At 61.8% G+C, this 25,888-nt stretch carries 27 protein-coding genes; 9 read left to right on the top strand and 18 right to left on the bottom strand.

All coding sequences use genetic code 11. The features are described 5' to 3' along the window. Nucleotides 1-14 precede the first annotated feature (14 nt). Together NCN05_RS04780 and psbQ are read right to left on the bottom strand one after the other, a co-directional pair. Nucleotides 15-1,082 (bottom strand): NAD(P)/FAD-dependent oxidoreductase, encoded by a 1,068-nt coding sequence (locus NCN05_RS04780; RefSeq protein ID WP_250397216.1) that lies wholly within the window; start codon nt 1,080-1,082, stop codon nt 15-17. A 14-nt stretch (nt 1,083-1,096) separates the two neighbouring features. Beyond that, nucleotides 1,097-1,546 (bottom strand): photosystem II protein PsbQ, encoded by a 450-nt coding sequence (gene psbQ, locus NCN05_RS04775; RefSeq protein WP_250397215.1) that lies wholly within the window; start codon nt 1,544-1,546, stop codon nt 1,097-1,099. A 74-nt stretch (nt 1,547-1,620) separates the two neighbouring features. Between psbQ and purU the strand changes: the two genes are divergently transcribed. Beyond that, complete coding sequence (gene purU, locus NCN05_RS04770; protein ID WP_250397214.1) at nt 1,621-2,475, top strand: formyltetrahydrofolate deformylase; 855 nt, start codon at nt 1,621-1,623, stop codon at nt 2,473-2,475. Then, the gene (locus NCN05_RS04765) at nt 2,472-3,752 is read left to right on the top strand and encodes an O-antigen ligase family protein (RefSeq protein ID WP_250397213.1); all 1,281 of its coding nucleotides are present in this window, start codon (nt 2,472-2,474) and stop codon (nt 3,750-3,752) included. The genes purU and NCN05_RS04765 overlap by 4 nt, the downstream gene beginning before the upstream one ends. Here NCN05_RS04765 and NCN05_RS04760 read toward each other — a convergent pair. The 3 genes from NCN05_RS04760 to acnB are packed head-to-tail and all read right to left on the bottom strand — an operon-like array spanning nt 3,739 to nt 9,416. Continuing rightward, nucleotides 3,739-5,313, bottom strand: coding sequence for a B12-binding domain-containing radical SAM protein (locus tag NCN05_RS04760; protein WP_250397212.1), 1,575 nt, complete (start codon nt 5,311-5,313; stop codon nt 3,739-3,741). The two genes, NCN05_RS04765 and NCN05_RS04760, sit on opposite strands and share 14 nt — an antisense overlap. Nucleotides 5,314-5,369: 56 nt before the next feature. Beyond that, entirely contained in the window at nt 5,370-6,815 is a 1,446-nt protein-coding gene (locus NCN05_RS04755; protein WP_250397211.1) for a ClC family H(+)/Cl(-) exchange transporter, read from the bottom strand. 18 nt (nt 6,816-6,833) lie between these two features. Next, complete coding sequence (gene acnB, locus NCN05_RS04750; protein ID WP_250397210.1) at nt 6,834-9,416, bottom strand: bifunctional aconitate hydratase 2/2-methylisocitrate dehydratase; 2,583 nt, start codon at nt 9,414-9,416, stop codon at nt 6,834-6,836. A 96-nt stretch (nt 9,417-9,512) separates the two neighbouring features. Here acnB and NCN05_RS04745 point away from each other — a divergent pair, with 96 nt between their 5' ends. Next, nucleotides 9,513-10,580, top strand: a complete 1,068-nt coding sequence (locus NCN05_RS04745; RefSeq protein ID WP_250397209.1) for a 3-deoxy-7-phosphoheptulonate synthase — start codon at nt 9,513-9,515, stop codon at nt 10,578-10,580. A gap of 16 nt (nt 10,581-10,596) precedes the next feature. On the opposite strand, the gene NCN05_RS04740 is transcribed toward NCN05_RS04745, so the two are convergent. From NCN05_RS04740 to NCN05_RS04725, 4 genes are all read right to left on the bottom strand, one after another. Next, nucleotides 10,597-11,208, bottom strand: coding sequence for a diacylglycerol/polyprenol kinase family protein (locus NCN05_RS04740; RefSeq protein ID WP_250397208.1), 612 nt, complete (start codon nt 11,206-11,208; stop codon nt 10,597-10,599). A 44-nt stretch (nt 11,209-11,252) separates the two neighbouring features. Further along, nucleotides 11,253-12,239, bottom strand: a complete 987-nt coding sequence (locus NCN05_RS04735) for an RpoD/SigA family RNA polymerase sigma factor (protein ID WP_115009753.1) — start codon at nt 12,237-12,239, stop codon at nt 11,253-11,255. Between the two features lie 203 nt (nt 12,240-12,442). Further along, on the bottom strand, nt 12,443-14,581 hold the full coding sequence (gene ppk1, locus NCN05_RS04730; RefSeq protein WP_250397207.1) for a polyphosphate kinase 1: 2,139 nt from the start codon (nt 14,579-14,581) through the stop codon (nt 12,443-12,445). Nucleotides 14,582-14,626: 45 nt separating this feature from the next. Beyond that, nucleotides 14,627-15,868: an MFS transporter gene (locus NCN05_RS04725; protein ID WP_250397206.1), complete on the bottom strand. Its 1,242-nt coding sequence runs from the start codon at nt 15,866-15,868 to the stop codon at nt 14,627-14,629. Nucleotides 15,869-15,913: 45 nt separating this feature from the next. On the opposite strand from NCN05_RS04725, the gene NCN05_RS04720 reads away from it, so the two are divergent. Next, entirely contained in the window at nt 15,914-16,381 is a 468-nt protein-coding gene (locus NCN05_RS04720; RefSeq protein WP_250397205.1) for a GNAT family N-acetyltransferase, read from the top strand. Here NCN05_RS04720 and NCN05_RS04715 read toward each other — a convergent pair. Together NCN05_RS04715 and NCN05_RS04710 are read right to left on the bottom strand one after the other, a co-directional pair. After that, a complete protein-coding gene (locus tag NCN05_RS04715) occupies nt 16,342-17,412 on the bottom strand; it encodes an anthranilate phosphoribosyltransferase family protein (RefSeq protein WP_250397204.1) in 1,071 nt (356 codons plus the stop codon). The genes NCN05_RS04720 and NCN05_RS04715 overlap by 40 nt on opposite strands. Before the next feature lie 72 nt (nt 17,413-17,484). Beyond that, complete coding sequence (locus tag NCN05_RS04710; RefSeq protein WP_350223285.1) at nt 17,485-17,634, bottom strand: cyanate hydratase; 150 nt, start codon at nt 17,632-17,634, stop codon at nt 17,485-17,487. 218 nt (nt 17,635-17,852) lie between these two features. Here NCN05_RS04710 and cynS point away from each other — a divergent pair, with 218 nt between their 5' ends. After that, nucleotides 17,853-18,287, top strand: a complete 435-nt coding sequence (cynS, locus tag NCN05_RS04705; protein WP_284500283.1) for a cyanase — start codon at nt 17,853-17,855, stop codon at nt 18,285-18,287. A 52-nt stretch (nt 18,288-18,339) separates the two neighbouring features. Here the strand turns inward: cynS and NCN05_RS04700 are convergent, their stop codons facing one another. The 5 genes from NCN05_RS04700 to NCN05_RS04680 all read right to left on the bottom strand — a co-directional run bounded on the left by NCN05_RS04700 (nt 18,340) and on the right by NCN05_RS04680 (nt 22,302). Next, a complete protein-coding gene (locus NCN05_RS04700; RefSeq protein WP_250397243.1) occupies nt 18,340-19,062 on the bottom strand; it encodes a HEAT repeat domain-containing protein in 723 nt (240 codons plus the stop codon). A 7-nt stretch (nt 19,063-19,069) separates the two neighbouring features. Beyond that, nucleotides 19,070-19,957: a formate/nitrite transporter family protein gene (locus tag NCN05_RS04695; protein ID WP_115081352.1), complete on the bottom strand. Its 888-nt coding sequence runs from the start codon at nt 19,955-19,957 to the stop codon at nt 19,070-19,072. 35 nt (nt 19,958-19,992) lie between these two features. After that, nucleotides 19,993-20,127 carry a hypothetical protein gene (locus tag NCN05_RS04690; protein ID WP_006851080.1) on the bottom strand — a complete coding sequence of 45 codons (135 nt, stop codon included), beginning with the start codon at nt 20,125-20,127 and terminating at the stop codon, nt 19,993-19,995. Between the two features lie 70 nt (nt 20,128-20,197). Continuing rightward, nucleotides 20,198-21,739, bottom strand: coding sequence for a ferredoxin--nitrite reductase (locus NCN05_RS04685; protein WP_250397202.1), 1,542 nt, complete (start codon nt 21,737-21,739; stop codon nt 20,198-20,200). Between the two features lie 257 nt (nt 21,740-21,996). After that, a complete protein-coding gene (locus NCN05_RS04680) occupies nt 21,997-22,302 on the bottom strand; it encodes a hypothetical protein (protein WP_250397201.1) in 306 nt (101 codons plus the stop codon). Between the two features lie 42 nt (nt 22,303-22,344). Between NCN05_RS04680 and NCN05_RS04675 the strand changes: the two genes are divergently transcribed. Continuing rightward, the gene (locus NCN05_RS04675) at nt 22,345-22,992 is read left to right on the top strand and encodes a DNA mismatch repair protein MutS (protein ID WP_250397200.1); all 648 of its coding nucleotides are present in this window, start codon (nt 22,345-22,347) and stop codon (nt 22,990-22,992) included. Beyond that, on the top strand, nt 22,989-23,777 hold the full coding sequence (gene cobA / locus NCN05_RS04670) for a uroporphyrinogen-III C-methyltransferase (protein ID WP_250397199.1): 789 nt from the start codon (nt 22,989-22,991) through the stop codon (nt 23,775-23,777). The genes NCN05_RS04675 and cobA overlap by 4 nt, the downstream gene beginning before the upstream one ends. A gap of 21 nt (nt 23,778-23,798) precedes the next feature. Here the strand turns inward: cobA and moaB are convergent, their stop codons facing one another. Next, nucleotides 23,799-24,296, bottom strand: a complete 498-nt coding sequence (moaB, locus tag NCN05_RS04665) for a molybdenum cofactor biosynthesis protein B (protein ID WP_250397198.1) — start codon at nt 24,294-24,296, stop codon at nt 23,799-23,801. Nucleotides 24,297-24,341: 45 nt separating this feature from the next. Here moaB and NCN05_RS04660 point away from each other — a divergent pair, with 45 nt between their 5' ends. Both NCN05_RS04660 and NCN05_RS04655 read left to right on the top strand, forming a co-directional pair. Continuing rightward, nucleotides 24,342-24,578: a MoaD/ThiS family protein gene (locus NCN05_RS04660; RefSeq protein WP_115081347.1), complete on the top strand. Its 237-nt coding sequence runs from the start codon at nt 24,342-24,344 to the stop codon at nt 24,576-24,578. Nucleotides 24,579-24,581: 3 nt separating this feature from the next. After that, entirely contained in the window at nt 24,582-25,010 is a 429-nt protein-coding gene (locus NCN05_RS04655; protein WP_250397197.1) for a molybdopterin synthase catalytic subunit, read from the top strand. On the opposite strand, the gene NCN05_RS04650 is transcribed toward NCN05_RS04655, so the two are convergent. Further along, complete coding sequence (locus tag NCN05_RS04650) at nt 24,974-25,837, bottom strand: NAD-dependent epimerase/dehydratase family protein (protein WP_250397196.1); 864 nt, start codon at nt 25,835-25,837, stop codon at nt 24,974-24,976. The two genes, NCN05_RS04655 and NCN05_RS04650, sit on opposite strands and share 37 nt — an antisense overlap. Nucleotides 25,838-25,888: the final 51 nt, after the last annotated feature.

Here is a 25,888-nt window from a genome sequence, read left to right as displayed (position 1 = left end):
GCGGGGCCCTTTTTTTATGCCTGCTCGAGTGATCTCTGCTCGAGTTCAGCGGCGACCCACTCGGCGGTGCCAGGCGTGAGCAGAACGCCGTTGCGATAGTGCCCACTGGCAAGGATCAACCCGGGTTCCAGCTCCTCCAGTAGAGGGGCCGGGCGATCCACGGGCCGGGCCCGCAGGCCACTCCAATGGCCAACTACCGTGGCTGAGCGCAGCCACTCCGGTGCCCGCTCATTCAGGTTGCGCATCAGGCTCAGAGGATCCTCCGAAGCGCGATCGCCCGGTTCCACGGTGGCCCCGAGCAGCAATCGCCCGGGTGCGGTTGGAATCAGGTTGAAGCCCTGATCCACCAGCACCGAGGGCCAGTTGCTCCACGTTGTCGGACCCGTTGTCAGTTCCAGTGACAGGGCCTGGCCCAACACCGGTGTCATCGGTCGGGCCTGGCCCAGCGGTTCCAGCAAGACATCCGAGCTCAGGGCTGTGCAGAGCACCACAAAGTTGTGAACGGAGCTGTCTCCATCGGCGCGATGCACACGCCAGTGGTTGTCGTTGCGCTCCAGATGGACCACCGCCGAGGCATTCAGCTCCACGCTTTGCTCTGCCAACGCCTGTCGCAGGGCCCGTTGCAGCAGCAGGGGATCCACACGACCGTCGTGGCGCGAGTGCAGGCCACCGTGCCTGGCCGTCGGCCAGACCGCTGCCAGGTCGGCGTTGGTGATCATCTGCAGGCCCAGGTCAACGCGCTGGGCGGCCAGCGATTCCATCCGCTTAGCCGCTTGTTCGTCTTCGGCGATTTGCAGCAGGCCCGGATGGAGTTTGAGCTCTAGTTGGTGAGCCTGCAGCGTTTCGATCCACTGCGGCCAGAGCTCCATGCTCCGGAGGCGCAGCCTCCAGCCCCGCCCGCTGCTGCGGCGAAACACGTGGCCCATCAGCACCCCGAGGGATGCTGAGGTTCCACTCAAATCGTTGGCTGATCCCTCGCGATCAACGGACTGGTTCAGGCCAGGGTCGTAAACAGAAACATCGTGCCCTTGCTGGGCCAGATGCCAGGCGGTGCCGAGGCCGATGGCCCCGGCACCAATCACTCCAATGGAGCGGTTCAGTTGAAGGCCTCAGCGGGGATCAGATCGCTGTAGGCATCAAATCCGGCAGCCACGGCGCTGTAGGACTTCTGCAGACGGCTGAAGTCCTGCAGGCGCGCCGCTTCATCCAGATCGGCCAGAGCTTCTTTCAAGGAGCGGGCCACTTTGGTGGCTTCCTTGCGCTCGCTCTTGTCGAGGCGCTGATTGATGTAAAGCATTTCCCGGCTCACTTCCTGCATGGGGCCATGCAGGAGGTTGCGGGTGAACACCCAATCCTTTTCACTCACCAGCCGGGCCAGATCAGGCAGACGGGACTTTGCGTCTTCAAAGGCTGCGGCCTGGCGGCGGATCACGCCCAGGTCGTCAGGACTTATCGCGGCAGCATTGGCAGCAGCCGGGGCCATCAGACCCAGGCTCAAAGCGACGCAGAGGCAGAACGCGGCAAGGCGGCTCAGAGCCTTCAGCATGGTGATCGAAAATTTCCCTGCGACTTTAACCAGCCCCTCCTGCGCGGGAGAATTTTGTTTTTCAAAGCGTTGTTGTGAGTGATGCCACGGTCATCCTTCAGATGATCTGCCCTGATCGGCCGGGCCTGGTCAGCGAATTGGCGGGTTGGGTGGCGGCCAATGGCGGCAGCATTCGTCATGCCGATCACCACACGGATGCGGGAGCCGGGTTGTTTCTCAGCCGGATTGAGTGGCAGCTCCAGGGATTCGGCATTCCCCGGGATGTGCTTCCTGAAGCGGCCCAGTCTCTGGGACAGCGGCTTGGTGGCGAAGCGCAGCTCCACTTTTCAGACGACCATCCCCGTGTGGCGATTTTTGCCAGCAAGCAGAGCCACTGCCTGCAGGATCTGCTCTGGCGGGTTCAAAGCGGGGAGCTGCCGATGCAGGTTCCCCTGGTCATCGCCAACCATCCGGATCTGGAACCCCTGTGTGCATCCTTTGGGATTCCATTTGTTTGTGTTCCCGTCAGTCGGGATACCAAAGCGGAAGCGGAGCAGCGGATTCTGGAGCTGCTTGAACAGAACAAGGTTGAACTTGCGGTGTTGGCCAAATACATGCAGGTGCTGAGCAGTGATTTCCTCGAGCGTTTCCCCCAGGTGATCAACATCCACCATTCGTTTCTGCCAGCGTTCAAGGGTGCTCAGCCGTACCACCGGGCCTGGGACCGTGGGGTCAAGCTCATCGGCGCCACAGCCCACTACGTCACCGAAGATCTGGATGACGGCCCGATCATTCAGCAAACCACCGTTTCCGTCAGCCATCGGGACGAAGTGGAGGATCTGATCCGCAAGGGCCGTGACACGGAACGCCTTGCTTTGGCGCGGGCCCTTCGCTTGCATCTGCGCCGTCAGGTGATGGTCTACCGCGGGCGTACGGCTGTTTTTGCATGACGGCACGTCTGTACGCATGGCTGAGAGGCGACTGTCCGGTCGCCGCATCCCCCTGGGGTTGGTGCTTGTTTCAGCTCGGACTGCTGTTGCTTCCCTCGTCAGTGTTGCTGGCAAGCCTGTTGTTTGTGCCGGCCTTGGTCTTGGGCAGCCTCCGTCGTGAATGCGCCTACTGGCATGACCGCTGGAACTGGCCGCTTCTGTTGGCTGGCGGGCTCATGTTGCTCGGCTGTTTCAGCGCCTTGCGTGCTGACCTGGCTTGGGCAGGTCTGGCTAATTGGCTTCCTTTCTTTTGGGGATTCTGGGGGTTCCAGCCCTATGTGGCGGAGGCGGGGGCACGCCGCCGAACGGCGCTCTGGATGGTGGCGGGCACGGTGCCTGTTGTGGTGACTGGATTGGGTCAGTTGTGGTTGGGTTGGCAGGGTCCCTGGCAGTTCTTGGGGGGCCTGGTGATCTGGTTCATGGCTCCTGGAGGTGAGCCGGAGGGCCGGCTGTCGGGTTTGTTCGATTACGCCAACATCGCCGCGGCCTGGTTGGCGCTGGTGTGGCCGTTGATGCTGGCGGCCCTGGTGCAACCCGGACTCGATCGCCGACGTCGGAGTGTTGTGCTGATCCTGGCTGTCGCTTTGGTGACGGCTCTCGTGCTCACGGAATCCCGCAACGGCTGGGGCGCATTGGTGCTGGCGGTGCCCCTGGTGCTTGGACCGGTGAGTTGGTCCTGGTTGCTGCCCCTGTTGGCCCTGGGATTGATCCCTGTTCTGCTGGCGGTGTGGCCCGGTATCCCGGAGCTGCTCCAGGACCCTGCCCGGGCCTTGGTGCCTGAGTCGGTGTGGTCACGGCTCAGCGACAGCCGCTATGCGGGGGAGCGTGTCTTGGCCTCTACCCGTCTCAGTCAGTGGGGTGTGGCTTTGCAGTTGATCGCTGAACGCCCATGGCTGGGCTGGGGTGCTGCCGCTTTTTCTGTGCTGTACCCCTTGCGCACGGGCAAATGGCATGGCCATTCCCACAACCTGCCATTGGAGCTGGCTGTTAGCAGTGGGGTGCCGGCGGCGCTTGCGCTGGTGGCTCTGGTGCTGGCGTTGTTGATCGTCTCCTTGCGCTGCGGTCGCATGGGTTTGTTTGATCGTGCTTGGTGGGCTGCGGTGCTGGTGCTGGTGGTGCTTCACGGCACTGATATGCCGTTCTTTGACAGCCGCCTCAACATTGCCGGTTGGATTCTGTTGGCCGGGCTGCGCAGTCGGATTCGGCAGACCAAGACAGCAGCGTTTAGCCCAGGTTGAGGGCCTCTTGCCTGTGTTCCTGCAGCTTCTCCTGACTCAAGGGGCCATCGAGATGGCACCAGGGCAACACCGCGTCAGAGGCCCATTCATCGTGCACCACGCTCTCCCAACTGGGAGGCAGCGGTAAGACAACGCCTGCGCTGCGGGCTTCAGGAAGTTCACCGGCCAGGGCCGCTCGGTAGGCCTTTTTCCAACCCCCCAGGCTTTCCTGGGAGCCGCGCACCGCTGCGATTACGGGGGCCAGGCGCCGGTCGCTTCGAGACAGCAGGGCCTGAATCACGCTCCAGCCATAGCTTTCCGGGCGCAGATCAATGCCTTTGGGTTTGAGACGTTTCGCCAGCAGCTTCAGGCGTTTTTCCGCTTCGGGGCGTACCCCTTGCCATTGGAACGGGGTGTGTGCCTTCGGCACAAAGGTGCTCACCCCCAGGGTGAAGCGCAGCCCAGGGGTGCCTTTCTTCAGGCTCAGCAGCAGCGCTGCAGTGCTTTCCACATCGTCGTTGTCTTCACAGGGAAGTCCCACCATTCCGTAGAGCTTCAAGGCCTTGAGGCCTCCTTGCTTGGCATGGCGGGCGGCGGCTTCGATTTCTTCGCCGCTGAGCTTTTTGTTCACCACGCGGCGCATGCGCTCGCTGCCGCTTTCGATTGCGATGGTGAGGGATTTGCTGCCTCGCCCTGCCAACACAGCCGCCAGCTTCGGAGTGACCGTTGCGGCCCGCACGGAACTGACGCTGACGCGTAGGTCATCGAAGCGATCTTGGGCTAGCCAATGGAGTAGATCGCTGAACTGGGGGTGCTGGGTTACGGACGCTCCCAGTAGGCCGAGGCGTTTGGTGGCTTTAAGGCCTTTCTCGACCGCCGGGATCAGCCCGTCATCCAACGACGGTGTTCGGAACGGCAGGGTCAGATAGCTGGCCAGGCAAAAGCGGCACAGTTCCGGGCAGCTGCGCACCACTTCCACCATGTGGATGTCAGGCCACGCCGCTTCCGGCGTGATCACCGTCGAGTGGCTGAGGCTGTTGCCGCGCCATGTCTGTTTGGCCACCCGTTCTGGAAGAGTTGCATCCACCGGTGCCACCCCTAAAAGGGTGCCGTCCGCTGCATAGCGGGGTGCATGGAGCTCCGGCACGTAGATCCCTGGAACTCGGGCTAGATGCTGCAGTTGTTCGGCTCGGGGTTGGCCCTTCACGCTCTGCAGGGCATCGATAAAGGCGGGCAGCAGATCCTCGCCATCGCCCAGCAGCACGACATCAAAAAATGGTGCAAGGGGCTCGGGATTGGCGGTCAGTACAGGTCCGCCACCAAACACGATTGGATGCTCGTCGGTGCGCGCGTGGCTCCAGATCGGGATGCGCTGCTGTTCCAGCAGATCGAGCAGGACTGGTCCGTCGAGTTCCCAGCTGAGAGAAAGCCCAAACAGGTCGCAGTGCCGGTGGGGTGGATCTCCTTGATCCGTGAACAGCCGGCGCACGTCGACGTCGGTCCGCATCGCGAGGGTGGACCAAACGATCTGATAACCAAGGCTGGTGATGCCCACGGTGTAGGTGCTGGGAAAGGCCAGCACCGTGCGCAGGGCTCCGGGTTCCGGCGTGGCCGGATCGAACAGCAGCGTTTCCTGGTTCAGCTGGGGCCTCCTGGTGGGCCTGATGGCGGGGTTGGCGGCGTGAACGGACGTCTGTAGCGGTTGAGCTTCATGGCCATCCGATCTTCAGCGTCGAGTTCCATGCCCATCTGACGTTCGTAGATCGAGTGGGGGTGGAACAGTCGGGCGATCACAAAGCTGGTGAGGCAGGCCACCAGGATCGGTTTGAGGATCAGCAGATCCTTGGTGAGGGCAAAGGCCAGGAACATCGCCGAGATCGGCGTGCGGGAACAGCCGGCCACGAAGGCGCCCATGCCCGCGAACACATAGGTGGTGGGCACATGGCCGGTGAGGGCCTCAACGCCGGATCCACCGGCCAGGCCAATGGCCCCTCCCAGCGTCAGCATCGGCATGAACAGTCCCCCTGGCGCTCCTGAGCCCGCCGCCAGTCCGGTGCTGAAGAAGAGCACCACAAAGCTGGCGAGGGCCAGGCTGATATCGGCTTTTCCGGCTCCAATCAGATGCTTCAGTTCGCTGGGGTTATGGAAGGCATCCGGCAGGGCTGCATAGACGCAGCCCAGCACGAGCCCGCTCACGGTCATGCGCAGGATCAGTCGGTCCCCGAACCAACGGTTGCCCTGCCGCTGCATGGTGAGCACGTAGCGGGTGTAAAGCTCCGCCAGCACACCGATCACCACACCGAGAGCCACCAGATACAGCAGATCCACTGGTAGGAAGCGCACCAGGGGGGTGTACTCCCGTTCCAGTTGAAATCCGATGGTGCTGTTGAGCCCGCCGCCCCCGGGGTTGAGGCCGAGAAAGCCGAGCACATCCGCCAGGGTGTCGGCCGAGAAGGTGGTGATGATCACCAGCAGCAGCACCACGGGCCTGGCGGAGTGGAGCAGCTCCTCGATCGCGTAGATGAATCCACCGATGGGAGCACTGAACACGGCGGCAATACCGGCACCACCACCGGCGGCCACAATCACCCGGCGAAAGGCCACCGGTGCCCGCAGCCAGCGGGACATCTGCCAGGCCACGGAGCCGCCCATCTGAACGGCGGGGCCTTCCGGGCCCAGGGGGAAACCTGAGCCGATGGCAATGATGCCGGCCACCAGTTTCACCAGGCCCACCCGAAGCCCCATCGGAACTGACCGGTGGCGCAGGAAGCCCATGATGTGGGTTATCCCGGCTCCGCCAGCGGCCGGAGACAGGTTGGTGATCAACCAGGCCGAGACCATGCCGCCGATGGCCCCGAGGGCGGGGAGCACCACCCAGGCTGGAAATTCATCGAGCAGGTCGAGTCGCCAATCCCGCAGCAGGTTGATGCCGCTGGTGAACAGCAGGCCGGTGATCGCAGCCCCAAGGCCCGTGAGCGCCAGAGCCAGAACCACCACCAGCCAGCGGCGTTCCAACAACCTCCTGATGCTTCGGCTGGAGCCCAGGAGGTGGCGTCGTTGCTTGGGTTCGCTCAGGGATGGCACAGATGAGGTGATCCGGGATCAGGCCTGAGCCAGAACAGTTGCTTCGTCGTCAGCACTGACCACGCGCCCTTGGTCTTCAAAGCCGCTGATCTGATCGAAGTTCAGGTAGCGGTAGAGCTCATCGGAGAGGGGATCGATCTTCTCGGCCGCAATGCTGCGGTATTCCTCCGGGGTGGGAATGCGTCCCAGCTGGGCGCAGACGGCGGCCAGTTCGGCGCTGCCCAGGTACACCTGAGCACCTTTGCCCAGGCGGTTGTTGAAGTTGCGGGTGCTGGTGGAGAACACGGTGGTGTTGTCCTCCACGCGGGCCTGGTTGCCCATGCAGAGGGAGCAACCCGGCATCTCCATGCGGGACCCGGCGGCTTCGAAGGTGGCGTAGTAGCCCTCCTCTTTCAGGGTCTCTTCGTCCATCCGCGTTGGGGGACAGACCCACAGGCGCGCCGTGTTCTGGCCGGTGCCTTCCAGCACCTTGGCCGCGGCGCGGTAGTGGCCAATGTTGGTCATGCAGGAGCCGATGAACACCTCCTGCACAGGGTCACCAGCCACCTCGCTGAGCAACTTCACGTTGTCGGGATCGTTGGGGCAGGCGACCACCGGTTCGGTGAGCTCGTCGAGGTTGATTTCCAGCACTTCCGCGTACTCCGCGTCTGCATCAGCACTCATCAGCTGGGGGTTCGCCAGCCAGGCCTCCATCTCCTTGATCCGGCGGGCCAGGGTGCGGGCGTCGCTGTAGCCGCGGGCGATCATGTTCTTCAGCAGCGCCACGTTGCTGCGCAGGTATTCGCTCACGGTGTCTTCGGAGAGCTTGATCGTGCAGCCGGCGCAGGAGCGTTCGGCGCTGGCATCGGTGAGTTCGAAGGCCTGTTCCAGCTTCAGGTCGGGCAGACCTTCGATCTCCATGATCCGGCCGTTGAACAGATTCTTCTTGTTGGCCTTTTCAACGGTGAGCAGTCCCCGCTGAATGGCCACCCAGGGGATGGCATTCACCACGTCCCGGAGCGTGACACCCGGTTGCAGGGAACCGCTGAAGCGCACCAGCACCGATTCAGGCATGTCCAGTGGCATGGCGCCGATGGCGGCTGCAAAGGCCACCACCCCAGAGCCGCCTGGGAAGGAAATGCCGAGGGGGAAGCGGGTGTGGCTGTCGCCGCCGGTGCCGACGGTGTCGGGCAGAAGCATCCGGTTCAGCCAGCTGTGGATAATGCCGTCACCGGGCCGAAGGGCCACGCCACCGCGCTGGGCGAAGAAGTCGGGCAGTTCGTTCTGGGTCTGCAGATCCACCGGCTTCGGATAGGCGGCGGTGTGGCAGAAGCTCTGCATCACCAGGTCGGAGGAGAAGCCCAGGCAGGCCAGTTCCTTCATCTCGTCCCGCGTCATCGGGCCGGTGGTGTCCTGGGAGCCGACGGTGGTCATCAGCGGTTCGCAGCTGGTGCCGGGTCGGACGCCTGCAAGACCACAGGCCTTGCCCACCATCTTCTGCGCCAGGGTGAAGCCCTTGCCGGTGTCTGCCGGGGCTGAGGGGCGGATGAACAGATCCGAAGGGGTGAGGCCAAGCTTGGCGCGCACCTTGTCGGTGAGGGCGCGACCGATCATCAGGGGGATGCGACCACCGGCCCGCACCTCGTCGCTGATCGTGGTGGGCTTCAGCTCGAACCGACTCACCACCTTGCCGTCCCGTTCGATCGTGCCGGCGTGGGGGCGAATGGTGATCACATCACCGGTGTTCAGGTCGGTGACATCGCATTCGATCGGCAGGGCACCGGAGTCTTCAGCGGTGTTGAAGAAGATCGGGGCGATCTTGCCGCCAAGGATCACGCCGCCTGCCCGCTTGTTGGGCACATGGGGGATGTCATTGCCGGTGTGCCAGAGCACCGAATTGATGGCGCTCTTGCGGGAGCTGCCGGTTCCCACCACATCACCGACATAGGCCACGGGATGGCCTTTCTCTTTCAGGCTTGCGATGGTCTGCAGCCCCTCTGGATCGCGGGTCTCGAGCATCGCCAGGGCATGGACGGGGATGTCCGGCCGGGTGGTGGCGTGGGTGGCCGGCGACAGATCGTCCGTGTTGGTTTCGCCTTCAACCTTGAACACCGTCACGGTGATGCTCTCGGCCAGTTCGGGCTTGGCGGTGAACCACTCGGCTGCGGCCCAGCTGTCCACAACTTGCTTGGCGAAGCGGTTGTCCGCCGCCAGATCCATCACTTCGTTGAAGGCGTCGTAGACGAGCAGCGTTCGGCTGAGTCCTTCAGCAGCACAGCCAGCCAGCGCAGGGTCGGAGTGCTTCAGCAGCTCGATCAGGGCGGCGACGTTGTATCCCCCCACCATCGTTCCCAGCAGGCGGGTGGCCTCCAGTGGTGACACCAGGGGGCTCTTGGCGTCTCCCTGAGCCACGGCACTCAGCCAGGTGGCCTTCACGTAAGCCGCTTCATCCACCCCCGGGGGGATCCGCTCGCTGAGCAGGTGCAGCAGGAACTCCTCCTCGCCGGCGGGAGGGTTGTGCAGCAATTCGGTCAGTCCCTGGGTCTGCTCGGCGTTGAGCGGAAGAGCGGGAACGCCCTGGGCTTCCCGGGCGGCGGCCAGCTCGCGGTAAGCGCTCAGCATGGAGATCTCTGTTCAGGGATGACCACCATTCTTCCGGACCGTGTCTGTTGCCAGTGAGCGGGGTGCGTAGCCTTGGTCGGAGTCTCGCGTCCAGTCATGGCCACCACCTCCGATTTGCATGTGGTGGAGACACGTCCCTTGGTGGCTCCTGCCGTGTTGCATCAGGAGCTGCCCATGGACGCGGCGGCGCTCGAGACCGTGGCGTCTGCCCGCCGGCGTATTCAAGAGATCCTCAGTGGCCGTGATCAGCGTCTGCTGGTGGTGGTGGGCCCCTGCTCTGTTCATGACGTCAAGGCTGCCCGGGAGTATGCCCAGCGCTTGGCTCCGATCCGCGAGCGCCTGAAGGATCAGCTCGAGGTGGTGATGCGGGTGTATTTCGAGAAGCCGCGCACCACGGTTGGTTGGAAGGGACTGATCAACGACCCCCATCTCGACGACTCCTACGACATCAACACCGGTCTGCGGCGGGCCCGGGGACTGCTGTTGGATCTCGCCCGGGAGGGGATGCCTGCTGCAACGGAACTGCTCGATCCCGTTGTTCCGCAGTACATCGCTGATTTGATCAGTTGGACCGCGATCGGCGCCAGGACGACGGAAAGTCAGACCCACCGTGAAATGGCCTCAGGGCTGTCGATGCCGATCGGCTACAAGAACAGCACCAACGGCAGCGCCACCATCGCGATCAATGCCATGCAGGCGGCAGCCAAGCCGCATCACTTCCTCGGCATCAATCGCGATGGTCATGCCTCGATCGTCAGCACCACGGGCAATCCCTACGGCCACCTCGTGCTCCGCGGCGGCAGCCAGGGCAGCAATTACCACTTGGAAGCTGTGCAGGAGTCCGCAGCCGAGTTGAGCAAAGCCGGTCTGCAGGATCGTCTGATGGTGGATTGCAGCCATGCCAACAGCAACAAAGACTTCCGCCGACAGGCGGAGGTGCTGGCCAGCGTTGCCGAGCAGTTGCGGGGGGGCTCCAATCACGTGATGGGCGTGATGATCGAGAGCCATCTGGTGGAAGGCAACCAGAAGCTCAACGCCGACCTGACGCAGCTCATCTATGGCCAGAGCGTCACGGATGCCTGCATCAGCCTCGAGACCACCGAAACCCTGTTGGAGGATCTGGCCGCGGCCGTGGCCAGTCGCAAACAGACGGTTACCGCCTGAGCATCAACGCCTTGGTTCAAACCACCAGTTGACTCCACAGCACCCCCACGCTGAGGGGAACGCTGAGGTTGTCGAGACCGCTCCAGCTGAGCTGCTCCAAACCGGTTGCTATGGCCACCATGCCAAGGGCTGCTGGCAGGGACAGGTCCGCCCCCGACCATCGCGCCAGGCCGATCAGCACCAGGCCTGAGACAACGGCCATGGTCATCGTGCCGACGCTTGATTTGGTCTGACCAAACAGAACCCACTTCGGGGACGCGACGTTGCGGCCGATCAACCCTGCAAGGCCATCCCCCAGGGCCATTACCAGAACCCCGGCGGACACCGCATCGGCTCGGGTTGGCCAGAACAGTAGAAGCAGCGTTGTGATTGCGATGCCGTAGGCGATGGTGCCGTAGCTGTTGCGATCAACATCCTCAACGGCGGGGATGAAGCGCCATTGGTGGTTAATCGTCGTCAAAACGGTGATCACCGCCGCAACAGGCAGGGCAACAACGAAGGGAATTTCAAAGAACCAGGCCAAAGGAACCACGGCTCCGGTTCCGATGTGCACGATTTTTCGGCTTAGTTCCCGTTGATTCGGCCGAAGCCGACGGCACAACACCGCGCCCGCTATCACCATCGCCATCCAGGTCAGGATGGCGATGGGTCCGGTGATGGAAAGCAAGTGGCTTAGGCGGCTTGTTGGTGGTTGGTCATAGCGCGCAGCTTGAGAATCGCTTTGGCCTCCAGCTGTCGGACGCGCTCACGCGACACATTGATCTGACGACCGATTTCGGCAAGGGTCAGAGGCTCTTCACCACCAAGACCGAACCGCAACTTCAGAATCTTCTGCTCGCGCTCGTTCAACTGCGAGAGCCAGCCCCCCAGATGTTCCTTCTGGATGCTGCGATCCATCCCCTCCATCGGTTCTTCACCGTTGGGATCCGGGATCAGTTCACCCAGGGTGCTGCGATCTTCCTCGCCACGAGCATGGGCATCTAGGGATGCACAAGGTGCGCTCTGGGAGATCAGATCCTCCAGTTCCCGGGGCTCGATGCCCATGGCACTCGCCAACTCCAGCCGATTCGGTTGACGACCGAAGCGGTGGGACAGTTCCCGGGAGATGCGACGCATCTTGGAGAGCTTTTCGCTGATGTGGATAGGCAGGCGAATGGTGCGGGCGCTGTTGTCGATGGCCCGCGTCATGCCTTGGCGAATCCACCAGTAGGCATAGGTGGAAAATTTGTAGCCCATGGCGGGGTCGAACTTGTCGACCGCTCGCTCCAGGCCGATGGCACCTTCCTGAACCAGATCGAGCAGCTCCAGGCCCTGGTTCTGGTATTTCTTCGCCACGCTCACCACGAGGCGGAGGTTGGCGGCCATCATCCTGTCGCGGGCCCGTTTGCCCATGCGGATCTTGTGGCGATGCCGGGAGGTCAGCTCCTCTTCCGGTAGCTCCTGAAGTTGCTTCATCGCTTGCACATGGTGTGCAAGTTCGATCTCTTCAGCTGCCGTCAGCAAGGGGATACGCCCGATGCTGCTCAGATAAAAACCGATGGAGTCGGTGGCAAGTCGCCCACCTTGTCGAGTTGATGGTCGACGTCCGGTGGACGGCAACGCAGGTTCCTTCCTGGACGACTGTTTTGTCGTGCCGGAAGATTCCAGAGGGATCCCCATCACCCTGGTCTCCTGAATGAATTTGGGCTGAACTTAGCACCAGGCAACAGTGTTGACTGTTTCGAATCGAAAGAATTTCAGGAGCTGAATCTTTGGGCTTTCAAAACAACTGATTTGGCTGTGATCGTGCAGGCTTCAAGTTTGTTTTTGAAGGAATGTTGTATCGGATGTCACGGACGCAATCCCTTTGAAAACCAAAAGAATCACAAGGATTGGATGCCGTTGCTCCATTCCTTGATCAATTGAATCTGGGAATTGCGTTCTGAGGTGTCGTTTTCGGGTTTGCGCTGCACAAATGTGCCGTCGCTCTGCATGTCCCAGGCGGCCTGGTTGTCATTCAAGTACAGCTGTAGCAGGCGTTCCAGTTTCTGGCGATGCTCGGGGTCTTCGATCGGAGTGACTGCTTCAATGCGGCGGTCGAGGTTGCGGCTCATCCAGTCGGCACTACCGATGTACACCTCCGGTGAGCCGCCGTTGGCGAACGAAAAGATTCTCGAGTGTTCCAGGAACGGGCCGATGATGCTGATCACACGAATGTTTTTACTCAGTCCTTCACATCCGGGATAGAGGCTGCACATGCCGCGAATGATCAATTCGATCGTCACTCCGGCTTGGGAGGCTTCATAAAGAAGCGCAATGATCGTTGGGTCCACCAGGGAATTCATCTTGGCTCGGATCACGGCTTCTCGGCCCTGCTGAGCATGTTCAATTTCGCGGCGAATTAACAGCTCCATGCCTTTCCGCAGGGTGACGGGGGCCACGAGCAGGCGACGAAAACTTTGCTGCTTGGAAAAACCGGTGAGGTAATTGAACAGTTCCACCAGGTCTTGCCCCAGTTCCTGGTTGGCGGTGAGCAGGCCCAGGTCGGTGTAGAGCTTGGAGGTTTTGGAGTTGTAGTTGCCCGTGCCGATGTGCACATAGCTCTGCAGCTTGTCTTTCTCCTTGCGCACCACCAGAACAATCTTGGTGTGGGTTTTCAGCCCCAGCACCCCGTAGACCACATGCACTCCGGATTGCTCCAGGTGCCGGGCCCATTGGATGTTGTTGTCTTCGTCAAATCGTGCTTTCAATTCCACCAGTGCCATCACCTGCTTGCCGTTTTCGGCGGCACGGATCAGTGCAGCGATGATCGGCGAGTCTTTGGAGGTGCGGTAGAGCGTCATCTTGATGCCCATCACCTGGGGATCGTCCGCTGCCTGGTTGATGAACTCTTCGACGGTTGTCGAGAAGAGGTCATAGGGATGGTGCAGAAGGATGTCCTGACGGCGAATCACCGAGAAGATCGATCTGAACTCATCCGGCTTGATTGCTCCCTCGTCCAGCAGGTGTTGCTGACTGCGGGCTAGCACCGTCGGTGTCTGACCTCCGTGGCTTTGGCTCTTGAGTTTCGGCAGCGGTAGGGCAGTGAGGCTGAGCAGGTCGTCCAGGCCCAGAGGACCATCAATCACATAGAGGTCTTCCTCTTCAACGCTGAGTCCTGTCATCAGCATCTCCACCACGTCCTGAGGCATTTCGTTGGGCACCTCGAGGCGCACCACCTCACCGCCCATGCGTCGCTTTCGCAGTCCCTGTTCCAGGGCCAGCATCAGGTCATCGGCTTCCAGATCCCTCAGTTCCAGATCCGCATCCCGCGTCACGCGGAAGAAGTAGTGCCCCTCGATCGTCATGCCAGGGAACAGCTCCTTCAGGTTGAAGGCGATCACCTGCTCGAGGGCGATGGCGGTGTGAACGGGTTTGTGCTCCAGGCCGCTCAGATTCGAGGGGATGGCGATGAAGCGAGGCAGATTTTTCTGGGGAACTTTCACCCGGGCAAATTGCCGTTGCCCTGTTTCCGGATCAACAACCACGGCCGCAACATTGAGGCTCAGGTTGCTGACGAAGGGGAACGGATGGGCCGGGTCAACCGCCAGGGGGGTGAGCACCGGAAACACTGAGGTCTGGAAGGTGTCGTCAACCCACTGGCGTTGGTCGTCGTTCAGCTGTTTGTAATCGAGCAGCTCAACCTTCTGTTCCAGCAGCTTCGGCCTCAGTTGCTGGCGGTAATGCAGCTGTTGCTCCCGCAGCAGGGGAATCAGGCGCTCTCGGATCGCCAGCAGTTGTTCCAAGGGCGATTTGCCATCCTCACTTGGCTTGCTGACGCCCGCCTCCACCTGAGACTTCAGTGACGCCACGCGAACCATGAAGAATTCGTCGAGGTTGTTGCTGAAGATGGCGCTGAACTTGGCTTGATCGAGCAGAGGTGTGCGTGGATCCAGGGCCTGGGCCAGCACCCTCTCGTTGAAGGCGATCCAGCTCAGCTCCCGGTTGATGTAGTGCTCCGGAGCTAAGGCTGCTGCGCACATGGGCTGAACGGCTCGGCGCTTGTGTCGTTAGCCGAAACGTAGCAATCAGGACTGGCTTGGTTGTGTGTCGGAGATGTCCGGCAGTGGGCTGCCGGCCACCAGGCCGATCACGATCACCAGCACGGTTGCCGCAGCTGCAAACGGGCTCACTGGACCCAGCAGGTCGTAGCTCAAGCCCGCCAGGGGGGGGCCGAGGAAACTGCCCAAACTCTGCAGGGCCTGAAGGCTGCCGAGGGCGCTGCCTTGCCCCTCCCGACCCAGGCGCCGTGACACCAGGCTGCGCAGGCTTGGTGTGACCAAGCCGGTGCCTAAGGCGAGGATGCCGACGGCGGTGAAGATGACGCCGGCCCGATCGGATGCGCCGACGCTGGGGATCAGCAGGCATCCAATGATCACCAGGCCCAGGCCCAGCAAGGTCAGACGCCATTCACCAAACCGTTTCACCAGCGGCCCGATCAGCCCTCCCTGGACCACGGTGGCGACGACCCCCACCACAAGGAAAGCGGTGGTGGCCAGCTCAGGGCCCCAGCCGAAGCGTTGTTTGAAATAGAGCACCAGGATGGCGGTGAAGCCATTGAAGGCCAGGAAGAACAGGAAAAAAGCTCCGCACAGTCGCCCCACGCTGGGATTCATCAGCACCTGGCTCAGCCGTGCAAACGGATTGAGGTCGCGTTTTCTGGGCAGGTCTTTGCGGGACTCCTGGGGATGGGTTTCCGGCAGCAGATTGAGCACCACCAAGAGGTTGAGTGCAGCGAAGCCTGTGGCCACCCAAACGGGAAGGGACACGGCCACCCGGGCCAGTTGCCCGCCAACGAAGGGGCCGAGGATGAACCCCAAGCCAAAGGCCACGCCGATCAAGCCAAAGGCACGGGCTCGCTTGTCGGGAGGCGTGATGTCGGCGAGCACGGCGCTGGCTGTTGCCGCTGTACCGCCACTGATGCCGTCAATGATTCGTGCTGCGAACAGCAACAGCAGGGGCAGCAGGCTTTGGCTGGGCCAAGGCAGTGAAACCGTCACCGCAAACAGGCCGAGCCCCACCACGGATCCTGCGACGCAGATGCTGATCACGGGGCGGCGGCCGTAGCGATCACTGAGTGCTCCGATCAAGGGAGTGACGAGGAACTGCGCCAGGGCATAGCTTCCCGCCAACAGTCCCAGGGTTCGTCCGTCTGGGGCGAACTGGGCTAAGAGAAAGGGCAACAGCGGAAAAACAATGCTTTCGCTGAGGCGGTCGTTGAGCAGCGTGAGAAACGCGCTGAGCAGTGTGGGAATCCGAGGACGCTGCAAGCTTGCTGCCACGCAGGAGAGACTCACATTCCCACAGGCGGCTCCATGGCTTTGCGTCCGATCGCTCCGGAAGATCACCCGCTGTTGCGGGAGATCTATGCCGATGCGATCGAATCGCTGGCTCCCCTCCTTTATTCAGAGGAACAAGTCAGGGCCTGGGCGGCCTTGGCTTGGTTGCCCGGCGTGCTCGATGCGAGTTTTCGGGAGGGCTCGGGATGGCTCACCACGGATGGTTCGGCCTTTGCGATCCGCCATCCGGAAGATCGTCTTTCGTTGCTTTACTGCCGCGGTTGTGCCTCGAGGCGGGGGCATGGCAGTGCCCTCCTGAACCGGATTGAGGCGGATGCGCTGGCGTCCGGCGTTCAACAATTACGAACGGAGGCCAGCCAGTTCAGCCGACCGTTGCTGGAGCGATGGGGCTGGTGTGTGGAAGCGCCGGAGACGATCCTGATTGGAGGCGTTCCGTTCGAGCGCTATCGGATGGTCAAGCTGCTTCGCCAAGCGCAGAGTTGATCAAGCTGGGCTTGGGCCTGGCCCGTCTCCAGAACGGACGCTGCCCGTTGAATGCCCTGTTCCAAGGAATCACTGCAGCCGGCGAACCACAGATAGGCGCCGGCGTTCCAGCGCAGGGCGTCGCAGAGAGGACCCTTGTTCTGAAGGGCGTTTCGTGCCTGCTCAGCCCAGGTGGTGTCGTCAGCCCATTCCACGTCGGCGTCGTGACAGCCATGGTCACGGGGGTGCAGGATCAATCGCTCCGCTTTGCCATTCCGCACCCGGGCCGTGATGCAGGCTCGGCCGATGGGCAGGTCGGTGCCTCCTTCCAACCCCTTCACGGTGAGTACATCGGTTTCGCCGGCTTGCTTGAGGGCTTCCCAGGCGCGGGCTTCTGTTGGTGGGTGGACAAAGCCACTCACAAGGAGGTGGTCGCCTTGGTGGGGTGTCCAGAGCAGTTCCAGGCTGGCAACCGGGGGACGCTTGCCCAGTTCTTCGCGGTAGCCGATCAGGGTTTCCGCGATGGGGAAATGATCCGGCTGGTGAATCAGGGCGAAGCCGTTCTGCTGGAACCCGTCTGCAACGGCGCTGATCGGTAGACCTGTGAGGTCCAGATCGAGAAGGCGCAACAGATCAACAGCGGTGACGCCGTATTTGATTGGCATCCGGTCACCGCCCTGCAGAACCACCGGCTGACCACAGGCCAGCAGCACCAACGCGGTGAGCGGGTAAATCGGCGCTGTACGCGTGCGCCCGTCGTAGGGCATGCCGAAACACAGCGGTGCTCGACTGCCAGCAGTGGATTGCAGCACCGGGCCGTGGGCTCGGTAGGTGTCGAGCATCCCCGTGAGTTCCTGAGGTTCGGGCCGTCGGATGCGATGGGCAATCAGGAAGGCGCCGATCTGTGCGGGCGTTGCTTCGCCCTGCAGCATCAGCTCCATGGCATCAGCCGCTTCCTCGCGACTCATGCCTTTGCTGGTGTGTTCACCGCTTCCCACCTTGCGCAGATGCTGCTTGAAGCGGTCGCGGCCGGAGAGAACTGCGTTCGTCAAGGGTCCGGCCTCAAGCTGTGGGCAGTCTTCAGGAGCGACTGACCCGGCAGGGGTAGCAATTGCTACGAAAGTTCAGGGGCTGCTCAGCCGGGATAGCCCCTCGAAGCTGCCATGGCGTGGATGCTGCGGGTGGTGGCGTCCTTCGGCGTAATAAAGCCGCTCCAGCATCAGGTGCGGAGCGGTGGTTGATGGCAGAAATTGCGCCTGAAGCAGGGTCGCCATGGATTGGAAAAATTGGCTCATTTCAAATTCCTTCATTAGAAATAATTCCACACGCATCATGGGCCTGTTGGCTGTGCTTGTTGCTTCAAAATGGGCTGTTGTTTTGTAGTTAATGCTTCATTGTTCAGTCAGCGTTTGCGCAACAGTTTCACTGCTGCTGAGACGTTCCAGCTTGGAACGCTGTTTTTGAAGCGGCCATAACAAATTTTCGTTCAATCATGACTGTTACTGCTGCCTTGATGGCTGCCAAGAAAGCCAAGGCCATGAGCTTTGCCGATTTGGAGGCGGCCATGGGCCTTGATGAGGTCTGGATTGCTTCCTTGTTCTATGGACAAGCCACGGCCTCCAAGGAAGAGGCTGAAAAGCTGGCTGAGCTGCTCTCCCTTGACCCAGCCATCACCGCCGCTTTGCAGGAGTTCCCCACCAAGGGAAGCCTCGATCCGGTTATCCCCACTGATCCCTTGATCTACCGCTTTTACGAGATCATGCAGGTTTATGGCATGCCCCTGAAGGATGTGATCCAGGAGCATTTTGGTGACGGCATCATGAGCGCGATCGACTTCACGCTTGATGTGGACAAAGTGGAGGATCCCAAAGGTGATCGCGTCAAAATCACCATGTGCGGCAAGTTCCTGCCTTACAAAAAGTGGTGAACAACCAAGTGTCTTGATTGAAGACATCAAGCCCCGCTGTTGCGGGGCTTTTTTATTGGCGGAATTGTTGGCTCAGTTGGGTGCTGGCCATTTTCCGCCGAACGTCATCATTCAGCTCCTGGCTCAACTCAAGCAGGCAGCGCTGACTGGCGGGTGTGGCGATGCAACCGAGCGCGCGGAAGGCTGCCTCGGCAACAGGCAGGGAACCGTTGCCACAAAGTTCTGCCAGCTTTTCGCTGATTAACACGCCATCGCGGCGTTGCAGAACCCGAATTGCGGCCACAACGACTGGATCGCGAAAATCATTCAACACCTCTTGGCAGAACTGCAGCAGTTCACCGTCGTCCAGGCAGTGGGACCGGAAGCTGAGCAGTTGAAGACCGGCAAGTCGGTGCAGTTGGCCCGGGTGATGCAGGCAATTCACCACCACCGATTCGGGAACTTCGGCCCCCCAGCAGGCGAGAGCTTGAACCACCATCAGGTTGGCGTCCTCATCGTCTGAGGTTTGCTCGAGTTGAGCCAACAACCAATCGCGGGCCTCGCTTTGGTGGCACAGCCCTGCCGCCATCACCAAATCGGGCAGAACCCCATGGCTGGCAAGGAGGTCTTGGATTACGGGCCAGCCGCGCTCGGCCTGCATGCCCAGTTTTTCGCAGAGGGCTCGCCGCAGATCAACAGAAAGGCTGGGGGAGTAGACCTCCCCCAGCCAAGCGGGCTCCAAAGGAGCGCGTCGAGATCGGGCGAGCCGTTCCCAGAGAACGGCTTCGTCGTTCATGGATGGATCAGCGGGCACCCAGTTCAGCAGCGAGCTCACGCTCCAGCTTTTCATCGTGCTCGGTGGGCAGCACGTTCTCCATCGGTGTGCGATGGGTGCTGTAGAAGAGCATGCCGATGAACACCATGCCGCCCACGATGTTGCCGAGGGTGACAGGCAGGAAGTTCCAGAAGATCACCTTGGTGAAGGGGACGCCCGAACCGAGGATCGGGCCAGCGGTGTGCAGGAACTGGTTCACCACGATGTGCTCCATGCCCATCGATTGGAAGGCGGTGATCGGAAGCCAGCAGGCCAGGATCTTGCCGGGAACGCTCTTGCTCACCAGAGCCATGGTCACGCCCAGGCAAACCAACCAGTTGGCCACAAGTCCGCGCAGGAAGGCGAGGAAGAAGCCCATGCTTCCCAGGGCCTCGTACTTCTTCTCAACGTTGATTTGATTGAGGGCCATGATTTTCTGGGCCACGGCATCCCAGATCGGCGGGCCGACGTTGTCAGCAGCGCCATCCATGGTGCCGCTGGTGAGGCTGATGGCCATGATCACGGCCACAACGGCGGTGCCGATCCAGTTGCCGATCCACACCCAGACCCAGTTGCGGAACGTGGCACCCCAGGTGCTCTTGCCGGCCCAGGTGGCCATCGGCAGCAGGGCGAAGTTGCCGGTCACCAGCTCCATGCCGAACAGCACGATGCTGGCGAAGCCGAAGGGGAACAGCAGCGAGCCCACAAAGGGGGCTTTAACGGTGATGCCCACGGTGAGGGCCAGGATCACCGCCAGGCCAAGGATGGCCCCGGAGTAAAAGCCACGGATCAGCAGGTTCTTCACGCTGACCGTTGATTTTTTGCCGCCGGCGGCAATCATGCCGTCGACAAGCTCATTGGGTAGGACGTAGTCCATCAGATGAGATTGAGAGTTGGACGAAGGTTTTGATGTCAACCGCTGATGCGGTTCATCAGGCGGGAGAACAGATCAGGGCTGCCGCCCTGACGGTTGATGGCGGCTCCGTCGCGACCACTGGCGCTGAGCCAGTTGACGAAACGAGAGAACACGTCGTTGCGGTTGGCCATGACGGTGAGGGGGAGTGGTCGATGCGGGGAGCCGTGACTTCAAAAGGAAGCGTCACGGCCAAAGCAGCGATCAGGCCTTAGGGGTGGCCCCGAACTTCTCGATCAACACCTCTTTGAGAGCGGTCTTGATCTCATCGGCCGGGATAGCCTTGCGGTGGATTTCGCCGATGCTTGGGTTGGCGCCTTGGGAGCCACCGATGGTCATCGTGTAGCCCTCGCCCATCTCGCCTTCACTGTTTTTGGCCTTGGTGCCGGTGAGGCCGATGGCGCCCATGTAGGCCTGGCCGCAGGTGTTGGGGCAGCCGGTCCAGTGGATCTTCAGCTCTTCAGGAAGATTGAGCTCTTGGTCGAGTTCCCTGGCTGCTTCGAGCGCTTGGTCCTTGGTGTTGGTGAGGGCGAAACCGCAGTAGGTGTTGCCGGTGCAGGACACCGTTCCTGCGGAGATGTGACCGGGCTCCAGCGGGAAGCGTTGCACCAGGGCGTCTGCCTTCAGGGCGTCGAGCTTGTCGTTGGGAAGGCCAACGAGGATGACGTTTTGATCTTCGGTGAGACGCACCTCACCACTGCCGTAGTTGAGGCTTGCGGTTGCGAGATCCTGCAGATCCTGGGCGGTCAGGCGACCCACAGGAACGTGCAGTCCGGCGTAGGAGAGCCCTTCCTGTTTCTGGGGATGGAAGCCGTAGTGGGAGCGGGGCGTGGTGTTGAAAACAGAGCCCGGGTCGGGGGTCAACGGACCGAAGAGTTCTTCCACCTGGCTGCGGAACACGTCGTGGCCCACTTGATCCAGGTAGAGGCGGAAGCGGCCTTTGGGGCGCTTGTCCCGCTCACCGTTGTCACGCCAGAGCCGGATCACGGCATCGGTCATCTTGCAGATTTCCTCTGGCTTCACCCAGGCGTTTAGGGGAACGGCATAGGCATTCATCTGTGATGACAGAACACCGCCGATCCAGACGCCAAATCCCATCACCCCATCCCGTTCCACGGGGTGGAAAACGATGTCGTTGTGGAGCAGGAAATTGTCCTTTGCACCGGCAACGGCGGTGTTCCACTTGCGGGGCAAGTTCGAATACTCCGGGTTGCCCTGGCAGTTGTTGGTGAGGAAGTTCTGCAGCTCGGTGGTGTAAGGCCGCGTGTCGACGATCTCGTTGGGATCAATGCCGGCGATGGGGTTGCCGGTGACGTTGCGGGGGTTGTCGAAGCCGGATTGGATCGTGCTGAGGCCGGCTTCCTTCAGCCGCTTGAGGATTTCCGGCAGGTCGCCCAGCAGCACACCGCGCAATTGCAGGTTCTGACGGGTGGTGATGTCGCAGCTGCCGTTTTCGCCGTAGCGCTCAACGATGGAGCCAACCACCCGCAGCTGATCGGCCGTCAGCACACCATTGGGCACCCGCAGGCGCAGCATGAATTTGCCTGGCGTTTTCGGACGCCAGAACATGCCGTACCACTTCAAACGCAACTGAAGGTCGGTTTCATCCACCTGCTCCCAGCCAAGCTCGGCGAATTTTTCAATCTCGCTACCGACCAACAGGCCATCTTTGGCCGCCTTGTTCTGCTCGATCTTGTTGAGCTTCTTGCCATCCAGGTAAGGCCTGGAGGGAGAGCTAATGGTCATAAGTCGAATAACGATTGGGCGGATTGATTGCTCAAAGACGAGGCGCGAATCAATCGAGATGGCCCGAAGACCGGCAACGCTTCAAAACGAAGGGGAGCGTTGGGTTGACTGAATAAACACTGCGACGGCGACCCTGGTCCGTAACAATGAAAACACTTTTGGTGTTGATCAATCCCAGGGGTTTGTTCTGCCTGATTTGTAATGCCGGCTACACCTGGTGGTTCCCGTGAGGCCGTAAAAGGCAGCCTGCTTTGGCTTCAGTATTGGCGTCCAATTTCGCCAACCATGCGCACCGCTCCGGCCCGGAGCATCTGCCAAACCCGCTTCATCGCAGCGAAGTCTTGGTCGAGTTCGGAGGGTCCGGTGGGGCGGTCGAAGCTTCGGTCGTACCGGTCATGCCGGTCGTAACAATCCTCCCTGGGGTCGTATCCCCGGCTGTACCTCTCGTCCCGGACGTCGTACCGGTCGTCTCGGAAGTCGTAGCGCTCAATCCGTCCGTCCAGCGGCTCCCGGTAGGAGCGGCTGTCCAATGGGGCACGATCAAAACGACGGCGGGGCGCCATGACTCATTCAACGTTCACAACAACCCGATGACATCAGCCGGCATGGTCATCGATCCGTGGCCATTGCTACGGAATGACGCTTCCGATGGGGAGCGGCATGGGTTGCATCTGGTGGTGCATGGCCGCAGTGGCGGTGTTGTCCCTGAGTGTTTGGCCTCTCTGCCTGAGCTGCTGGCTCAGCGGCGTTCGGCGCCCGTGCAGTTGGAGGTGCTGACGGCTGAACAAGCCGTATCGGCGCTTCCCCAAGCTTCTTGGATCGTTCCGTTGCTGCTGCTGCCTGGTTCGCACGCCCGCACGGATGTGCCGGTGATTCGCAACAGGCTTCGTGGGGCCGGAGCCAGTGTGCGTCTGCTGCCCTTTCTGGGCTCTTGGACCACGTGGTGGAACGCTGTGCTCTCAGCACTTCCGTTGTCTGAGCGCGCTGATGCCGTGCTGGTGCACCACCCTTTGCGCCCGGGTGTGGCAGATCGCTTCCTCGCGATGCTGGCGTCTCGCCTGGCTTTGCCCTTGGTTCCCTTTAATGCCTGGCCCGAGTTCCAGCAGCGCCACCCCAGGGCCCGGCCACTTCCATTAACCCTCGCTCCAAACCGCATGACGGATGCGTTGAGCGAAGCTGGTGGATTGCCTCCTCTGCTGGAGCATCCCCCCACCCGTCAGGCCCTGATTGATCTGCTTGTTTCTCTGCCGTGACCACCGCTGAACAAACCGGAACCGTTTATCTGGTGGGAGCCGGTCCCGGCGATCCCGAGTTGCTCACGCTGAAGGCGCATCGGCTGCTGAGCCAGTGCGATGCCCTGGTGTACGACTCCCTGGTGCCCGAGGAAGTGCTGGATCTTGTGCCGGCAACCTGCGAACGCCGTTTTGTCGGCAAGCGTCGCGGACATCATTCGGTGCCCCAACCCAGCACCAATGCAGTGCTCGTGGAAATGGCCCAGAAGCACAGCACCGTGGTGCGCTTGAAGGGGGGTGATCCCTTCCTGTTTGGCCGTGGAGGGGAAGAAGCCGCTTACCTGGCGGAGCGAAACATTCCTGTTCAGGTGGTGCCTGGTGTCACCGCTGGCATTGCTGCCCCTGCCTACGCCGGAATTCCGGTCACCCACCGGCGGGCGGGGTCATCGGTGACCTTCGTCACCGGTCATGAGGAAATCGACAAGCGCCGTCCTTCCGTGGATTGGCGTGCTCTGGCTGCGGCCAGTGACGGATTGGTGATCTACATGGGGCTGCACAACCTGCCCCGGATTGCAGAGGAGCTGATGGCGGGTGGTTTGGCCGCGACTACTCCCGTGGCGGTGATCCAGCAGGGCACGGTGGCGGGGCAACGCTGCCTCAAAGCCACCTTGGTTGACGTTGCCAATCAATGCCGAGCTGAAGCCTTCAAGTCACCCTCGATCGTTGTGGTGGGTGAGGTGATTGATCAGCAGGTTGAAGCCTGTAGGCCCACTCCGGCAGCGGTCACGATGCCGATTCCGTTCTGAACAGCTCCGCTTGATTCCGCTCTATTCCTTCAAGCGAGCCCGGAGCTGGGCCAGGTTGCACGGTCGGGTGTCGGCATCGAGCTGAGCCCGGATGAGCCGGTTCCAAGCCGTGGTCACCGCATCCAGAGATCCCGGCAGCACAAACACAAACGTTCCGTTGGCCACGCCGGCAAGGCAGCGGCTTTGCAGGGTGCTGGTGCCGATGCTCTCGAAGGAGAGCACGCGGAACAGCTCTCCGAATCCTTCGATGGTTTTGTCCAGCAGTGGTGCTACCGCTTCGGGGGTGCCATCGCGGCCTGTGAGACCGGTGCCTCCGCTCGTGATCACCACATCAACCGCAGGATCGGCGATCCAGCGGCTCAGTTCATGGCGGATTTGATAACGATCATCCGGGCAGAGTTGTCGCTCCTGAAGGTGATGCCCCGCGTCTTCAAGGCTGCGCTGCAGCTGATCTCCGCTGCTGTCGTCCGCCAGGGTGCGTGTGTCGGAGATGGTGAGCAGGGCGATGGAGAGGCCCATGGCACAGCGGCGGAGCCCTCGGACGCTAGAACCGCTCCAGCTGCCATGGACGTGGTGCTGAAGGTGCTGCTGTTCGCTTCGCTGCGAGAACGCGCCGGTTGGGCCGAGCGTTCCCTTCCGTTCACACCAGGCGTCTCGACGGCCCGTGAGGTCTGGAACCAGTTGGATCTTGGTCCGCTGGAGGGCATCAGCATTGCGGTGAACCAGGAGTTGGTCGGTGCCGATCAGCCGTTGCAGGCCGGTGATGAGCTGGCCTTTCTTCCGCCGTTCACGGGGGGTTGAAGCGTGACCGATTGCCGCGTGGAGGTGTGCCCGGATCCCTTTGATCCCTGGCAGCAACTGGCGCTATGGAGCGGGGATGCCGCGGCCGCGGCGATCTTTATGGGTCGGGTGCGTCCCACCACCATGGATGGCCGGTCTCTGGAGGCACTGGAGCTGGAGCACTTCCCCGGCCTTTGCGAACGTCAGATCACGGCCATGGCGCAGCGCCTGCAGCAGGAGCACCGGACGGGGCCGATTCTGGTGCTGCATCGGGTGGGCAAGCTCGCCCCCGGTGAGCCGATCGTGCTGGTGGCGGTGCAGGCCGATCGTCGTGGGGCGGCGCAGCGCTGCTCGGCCGCCTTGTTGGAGCAACTCAAGCATCAGGCCCCGTTCTGGAAGCGGGAGTGGTGCGCTGGTCAGGGCACCTGGCTGGAGGCCAACACGCCACTTTGATCAAGGCGCGGGTGCTGCAGCTGGTAGCCCAGCTGTTTGAGCCGGGTGTTGCGGATCCGCCGGCCCCCTGAACCCGGTTCGTCATGCCCAAGCCAGCGCACGGGGGCCAGACCCTGGCGCTGCAGGCTGCGCTCCACCAGGTCCCGCAGCCGAATCGGCTCGTCGTTGACCACATTCACCAGACCGGCCCATTCAGCATCGAGAGCTGCTTCCAGGGCACCGGCGGCATCAGCTACATGCAGCCAGTTGCTGTAGGTCGCTCCGCTGCCAGGGCGTTCCTGTCCGGCGAGCCCGCGCAGGCGTCGGTCGAGATCGCGGCCGGGGCCATAGAGCGCCCCAAGGCGCAGGATGCATACCCGCCGGCCGCTGATGCCGCTGAGCAGTTGTTCGCTTTGCAGCAGAACATCGCCATGGCCGCGGCCTGGCGCGGGTGGCGTTTGTTCATCTACCCAGTCCCCCGCGGCATCGCCGTACACCGAGCAACTGCCCGTGTAGACGATCTGCCGCAGTTTCGGCAGTTGTGGCAACAGCGACGTCAGGCAATGGAAGCTGTCGACGAAGGTGTGGCGGTAGCCGTTGGCATCCACCTGGCGATCTCCCTTAGGCCCGAGGCAGAACACGGCGCTGCTGCTCTGCCGCAGGGCGTTCCGCAATTGCAGGGGGTCTGTGGCGTCGCACAGCTCCACCCGATCGGCCAGGGGGCTGAGTTGCTCCAGCCGTTCGCTGCTGGTGGTGGTCAGCGTCAGCTTCAGCTGGGGGCGTCTTGGTTGCAGCCGCTCCGCCAAAGCGAGTCCCACGTAGCCGCAGCCAACGATCGTCAGGTCCATGGCGGGGATGGCTGCTCGGGCGACCCTAAGGAGATCGACCGTTCCATGCCG

The sequence above is a fragment of the Synechococcus sp. MU1651 genome (assembly GCF_023630635.1).
Classification (GTDB): domain Bacteria; phylum Cyanobacteriota; class Cyanobacteriia; order PCC-6307; family Cyanobiaceae; genus Parasynechococcus.
This window is presented reverse-complemented; position numbering and strand designations above follow the sequence as displayed.